We start from the raw sequence: 6,458 nt of genomic DNA, 5'->3' as shown, positions 1-6,458 counted from the left end.
CGGTGGAAGTGGCACGACCCGTACGTGCACGCCTCGCTGTTGGCGCAGAACAACACCCGCATTTGGGTTTACAGCCCGATGGGCGGGGCGAGTGACCCGGCCGCGATGATCGGTCAGGAGGCCCAGGCGGCCGGCAGCGGCAGGTTCTTCTACCAGGAGTACCGCCACGTCGCCGGCCACAACGGGCACTTCGACTTCGCGGGTGGCGACAACGGCTGGGGGTCGTGGGGACCGCAGCTGGGCGCGATGTCCGGCGACATCGCCGGTGCCATTCGCTAGCGGATCAGCGCCCGCAGCGCCGGAGCCATGAACCGGTAGCGTGAAGCAGGGCGCAACGGCCGGTGCACGGCACGTCGATTGTGCGACCGACCGACTCTGCTGGCAGGAGACATGGCTGTTAAGAAGGCCGTCAAGGCCGGGCGCAAGCGTCACCGCATCCTGGCGGTGGTCGCCGCCACTACCACGGCACTCGCGGTCGCGTTGGTCCTGATGTTCGTGGTGTCCTACCTGCGGCACCCGGAATCAGCGCCGAGCGCGGTGCCGCCGAGCATCGTGCCGCCGACCAGCGGTTCGGCACATCCGACCAAGCCGCGGCCGGCTTTCCAGGACGCCAGTTGCCCCGATGTGCAGCTGCTCTCCATTCCGGGCACCTGGGAGTCGTCGGCGCAGGACAACCCGCTCAACCCGATCCAGTTCCCGCAATCATTACTACTCAACGTCACTCGGCCGATCAGTGACCAGTTCGGGGCTAGCCGGGTCCAGACCTACACCGTTCCCTACACCGCGCAGTTCCGTAATCCGCTGAGCGGCGACAACCAGATCTCCTACGACGACAGCCGGGCTGAGGGCACCCGGGCGGCGGTCAAGGCCATGACCGAGATGAACGACAAGTGTCCGTTGACGAGCTATGTGCTGATCGGCTTTTCCCAGGGCGCGGTGATCGCCGGTGACATCGCCAGCGATGTCGGCAACGGCCGCGGAGCGGTCGACGAGGACCTGGTGCTGGGTGCGACGCTGATCGCCGATGGCCGCCGCCAGGAGGGCGTCGGCCAGGACATCGGTCCCAACCCGCCGGGCCAGGGCGCCGAGGTCACCCTGCATGAGGTGCCGGTGTTGTCGGGGCTGGGTTTGACGATGACCGGCAAGCGCCCGGGCGGATTCGGGGCGCTGGGCAACCGGACCTACGAGATCTGCGCTCCCGGCGACTTGATCTGCGCTGCGCCGCAGGAAGCGTTCAGCATCGCCAACCTGCCCGGCACCCTCGATGCCCTGGCCGGCGGTGCCGGCCAACCGGTGCACGCCGAGTACGCCACCACCCAGTTCTGGAGTCTTGACGGGCAGCCGGCCACCCAGTGGACGCTGAGCTGGGCGCGCGACCTGATCGAAAACGCGCCGCATCCCAAACACGGCTGACCGTTACACAAGCGGTACGTTCAGATTTGGTCCGCGACAGCACCGCCCCTTAACATTAAGAGAAAAGTAAGAGCAGTTGTGGTTGGTCCAGCGGGTTGACGCGGCGATGTATGCGCAGGCCGGCCGGAGTCGGCCGCCCCGCCGGTGCAGCTCACGACAGACTTAGCCCGAGCAATGTGGTGACAGGAGAGAGTGGCTATGGCCTACCACAACCCGTTCATCGTGAACGGACAGATCAGGTTCCCCGAGAACGGCAGCCTGGTTAACACGGTCGAGCGGTGGGCAAAGGTGCGTGGGGACAAGCTGGCGTACCGATTCCTCGACTTCTCCACCGAACGTGACGGTGTCGAGCGGGGCATCTCTTGGGCCGATTTCGGCGTCCGCAACCGTGCGATCGGCGCCCGGTTGCAGCAGGTTACCCAGCCCGGTGACCGGGTGGCCATCCTGTGCGGGCAGAACCTGGACTATCTGGTCTCCTTCTTCGGCACCTTGTACTCGGGCCGGATCGCGGTGCCGCTCTTCGACCCCTCCGAACCCGGTCACGTCGGGCGACTGCACGCCGTACTCGACGACTGCACCCCGTCGGCGATCCTGACCACCAGCGACTCCGCCGAGGGCGTCCGCAAGTTCATCCGCAGCCGCCCCGCCAAGGAGCGGCCCCGGATCATCGCCGTCGACGCGGTTCCCGCCGAGGTCGGCTCCACCTGGGAGATGTTGCCGGCCGCCACTGACACCATCGGCTACCTGCAATACACCTCCGGCTCCACTCGCACCCCGACCGGCGTGCAGATCACCCATCTGAACCTGCCCACCAACGTGATTCAGGTGATGGAGGCGTTGGAGGGCCGCGAGGGTGACCGCGGTGTCACCTGGCTGCCGTTCTTCCACGACATGGGCCTGATCACGATCGTGTTGCCGTCGGTGGTCGGCTACGAGTGCACCTTCATGACACCCGCCGCGTTCGTACGCCGCCCGCACCGCTGGATCCGCGAGCTGGCCCGCAAGGAGGGTGAGACCGGTGGCACCATCTCTGCCGCCCCCAACTTCGCGTTCGAGCACGCCGCGGCTCGCGGTCTGCCCAAAGACGGGGACCCGCCGCTGGACTTGAGCAACGTCAAGGCGATCCTCAACGGCAGCGAGCCGGTGTCGGCGGCATCGCTGCGCAAGTTCAACGAGGCGTTCGCGCCGTACGGCTTCCAGGAGAAGGCGATCAAGGCGTCCTACGGGCTGGCCGAGGCGACCCTGTTCGTCTCGACCACCCCGATGGACGAGGCGCCCAAGATCATTCACGTCGACCGCGACGCGTTGAACAACGAGAACAGGTTCGTCGAGGTCGCACCCGATGTGTCGAATGCCGTCGCGCAAGCTTCGGCCGGCAAGATCGGGATCGACGAATGGGCGGTCATCGTCGACGCCGGATCCGCCAGCGAGCTGCCCGACGGGCAGGTCGGCGAGATCTGGATCCACGGCAACAACATGGGTTCCGGGTACTGGAACCGCGAGAAAGAGACCGCGGAGACCTTTCAAAATATCCTCAAGTCGCGGACCGGCCCGTCGCACGCCGAGGGCGCTCCCGACGACGGAACCTGGGTACGCACCGGCGACTATGGCACCTTCTACAAGGGTGATCTCTACATCACCGGCCGGGTCAAGGACCTGGTCATCATCGACGGCCGCAACCACTACCCGCAGGACCTGGAGTGCTCAGCACAGGAATCCAGCCGTGCCCTGCGCGCCGGCTATGTGGCCGCGTTCTCGGCGCCCGCCAACCAGTTGCCCGCCGCGGTGTTCGACAATCCGCACGCCGGTCTGAAGTACGACCCGGAGGACACCTCCGAGCAGCTGGTGATCGTCGCTGAGCGCGCGCCGGGTGCGCACAAGCTGGGCTACCAGCCGATTGCCGACGACATCCGCGCGGCCATCGCGGTCCGGCACGGGGTCACCGCGCGCGACGTGCTGCTGGTGCCGGCGGGATCGGTTCCGCGTACTTCCAGCGGCAAGATCGGGCGCACCGCCTGCCGCACCGCCTACATCGACGGCAGCTTGCACAGCGGTACCGCGTCCCCGAACGCCTTCCCCGACCAGGCCGATTGAACGCGAATATGACTGATACAGATACGCCCGCGCCCGCGACCGTTCGCACGGACATGACCGTCGCCGAGGTGCGGGCTTGGCTGCGCGACTGGATCGCCAACGCCACCGGCCAGTCACCCGACGCCATCGACGAGGCGACGCCGATGGTGGAACTGGGTTTGTCGTCGCGTGACGCGGTGGCGATGGCCGCCGACATCGAGGATCGCACCGGGGTCACGGTGTCGATCGCGGCCGCCTTCGAGCACCCGACCATCGAGGCGCTGGCCACCTGGATCGTCGAGGGCGACCCCGAGATCACCGCCGACGACGAAACCGACTGGTCGCGCAGCGGTCCGGTGGAACGGGTCGACATCGCCGTGGTGGGGTTGTCCACCCGCTTCCCGGGCGACATGAACACCCCGGAGGAGACCTGGCAGGCGCTGCTGGAGGGTCGCGACGCGATCACCGACCTGCCCGAGGGCCGCTGGTCGGAGTTCATGGAGGAGCCGCGGCTGGCCGAACGGGTCGCCAAGGCCCGCACCCGCGGCGGCTACCTGAAGGACATCAAGGGCTTCGACTCCGAGTTCTTCGCGCTGTCGAAGACCGAGGCCGACAACATCGACCCGCAACAGCGGATGGCGCTGGAGCTGACCTGGGAGGCGCTCGAGCACGCCCGCATCCCGGCGTCGAGCCTGCGCGGCGAAGCTGTCGGCGTGTACGTCGGCACCTCGGTCAACGACTACAGCTTTTTGGCGATGTCGGACCCGACCGTCGCGCACCCCTACGCGATCACCGGGACGGCGAGTTCGATTGTGGCCAACCGGGTTTCGTATTTCTACGATTTCCACGGCCCGTCGGTGGCGATCGACACCGCCTGCTCGAGCTCGTTGGTCGCCACCCACCAGGCGGTGCAGGCGCTGCGCAGCGGTGAGTGCGACGTGGCCCTCGCCGGCGGCGTCAACGCGCTGATCACCCCGGTGGTGACGCTTGGTTTCGACGAGATCGGCGCGGTGCTGGCCCCCGACGGCCGGATCAAGTCGTTCTCCGCCGACGCCGACGGCTACACCCGCTCTGAGGGTGGCGGCATGCTGGTGCTCAAGCGGGTCGCCGACGCCCGCCGCGACGGTGATCAGATCCTGGCCGTGATCGCGGGCAGCGCGGTCAACCACGACGGCCGGTCCAACGGCCTGATCGCCCCCAACCCCGACGCGCAGGCCGACGTGCTGCGCCGGGCCTATAAGGACGCCGGCATCAACCCGCGCACCGTCGACTACGTCGAAGCCCACGGCACCGGCACCGTGCTCGGCGACCCGATCGAGGCTCAGGCGCTGGGCCGGGTCATCGGCCGGGGCCGCCCCGCCGACAAGCCGGCCCTGCTGGGTGCGATCAAAACCAATGTCGGGCACCTGGAGTCGGCGGCCGGTGCGGCCAGCCTGGCCAAGATGGTGCTGGCGCTGCAGCACGACCAGCTGCCGCCGTCGATCAACTACGCCGGGCCCAACCCCTACATCGACTTCGACGCAACACATTTGCGGTTTTTGGACACGGCGGCCGACTGGCCCCGTTACGGCGGCTACGCGGTCGCCGGGGTGTCGAGCTTCGGATTCGGCGGCGCCAATGCGCATTTGGTGTTGCGCGAGGTGCTGCCGCGCGACGTTGTGGAACGCGAAGAGCCCGAACCCGAAGCGCAGACTTCCGCTCCGGCCGAGGAAAAGCATGCCGAGTTTGTCGGTGGGGTGCGTTTCGACGAGTACGGCGAGTTCATCGAGTCCGGAGAGGGCGACGGTGCGGCCGAGCCGGAAGCCGAACCCGAACTGCCCGGCATCACCGAGGAAGCGTTGCGGCTCAAGGAGGTTGCGCTCGAAGAGCTTGCCTCCCAGGAAGTCCCGGCACCGCTGGTGCCGCTGGCGGTGTCGGCGTTTCTGACGTCACGCAAGAAGGCGGCCGCCGCCGAACTGGCCGACTGGATGGAAAGCCTCCAGGGCCGGGCGTCCTCGCTGGAGTCGATCGGCCGGTCGCTGTCGAGGCGCAACCACGGCCGCTCCCGTGCGGTGGTGCTGGCCCGCGACCACGACGAAGCGATCAAGGCCCTGCGCGCGGTCGCCGAGGGCAAGCAGCGGCCGAACCTATTTTCCACCGACGGGCCGGTGACCAACGGCCCGGTGTGGGTGCTCGCCGGGTTCGGCGCGCAGCACCGCAAGATGGGCAAGAGCCTGTATCTGCGCGACGAGGTGTTCGCCGAGTGGATCGAGAAGGTCGACGCGCTGGTCTCCGACGAGCTGGGCTATTCGGTGCTCGAGCTGATCCTCGACGACTCGCAGGACTACGGCATCGAGACCACCCAGGTCACCATCTTCGCGATCCAGATCGCGCTGGGTGAACTGCTCAAGCACCACGGCGCCAAGCCCGCCGCGGTGATCGGCCAGTCGCTGGGTGAAGCCGCGTGCGCCTACTTCGCCGGCGGCCTGTCGCTGCGCGACGCCACCCGGGCCATCTGCTCGCGCTCGCACCTGATGGGTGAGGGCGAGGCGATGCTGTTCGGCGAGTACATCCGGCTGATGGCGCTGGTGGAGTACTCTGCCGAGGAGATCAAGACGGTGTTCGCGGACTTCCCGGACCTGGAGGGGTGCGTCTATGCCGCGCCGGGCCAGACCGTGATCGGCGGCCCGCCCGAACAGGTGGACGCGATCATCGCCCGCTGCGAGGCCGAGGGCCGCTTCGCCCGCAAGTTCGCGACCAAGGGCGCCAGCCACACCTCGCAGATGGACCCGCTGCTCGGCGAGCTGTCGGCCGAGCTGGCCGGCATCCACCCATTGCCGGTGACCGTCGGCTACTACTCCACCGTGCATGAGGGCAATTACATCCGCCCCGGCGGCGAGCCGATCCACGACGTGGACTACTGGAAGAAAGGTCTGCGGCATTCGGTCTACTTCACCCAGGGTGTCCGCAACGCCGTCGACAATGGGCACACC

At 67.7% G+C, this 6,458-nt stretch carries 4 protein-coding genes; all 4 read left to right on the top strand.

The window, feature by feature from the left end; genetic code table 11:
* Positions 1-279 (top strand): alpha/beta hydrolase-fold protein (locus ACRDTL_RS14150; RefSeq protein WP_431507332.1); only part of this gene is annotated, 279 nt, incomplete at its 5' end.
* 111 nt (positions 280-390) lie between these two features.
* Positions 391-1,413: a carboxylesterase Culp6 gene (gene culp6, locus ACRDTL_RS14145; protein WP_431507331.1), complete on the top strand. Its 1,023-nt coding sequence runs from the start codon at positions 391-393 to the stop codon at positions 1,411-1,413.
* A gap of 198 nt (positions 1,414-1,611) precedes the next feature.
* Complete coding sequence (gene fadD32, locus ACRDTL_RS14140) at positions 1,612-3,507, top strand: long-chain-fatty-acid--AMP ligase FadD32 (protein ID WP_431507330.1); 1,896 nt, start codon at positions 1,612-1,614, stop codon at positions 3,505-3,507.
* 8 nt (positions 3,508-3,515) lie between these two features.
* A partial coding sequence (locus ACRDTL_RS14135) for a beta-ketoacyl synthase N-terminal-like domain-containing protein (RefSeq protein WP_431507329.1) occupies positions 3,516-6,458 on the top strand: 2,943 nt, incomplete at its 3' end.

The organism is Mycobacterium sp., assembly GCF_050700595.1.
GTDB lineage: Bacteria > Actinomycetota > Actinomycetes > Mycobacteriales > Mycobacteriaceae > Mycobacterium.
Note: the sequence above shows the minus strand (reverse complement) of the source record. Positions and strands in the feature narration are given on the sequence as shown.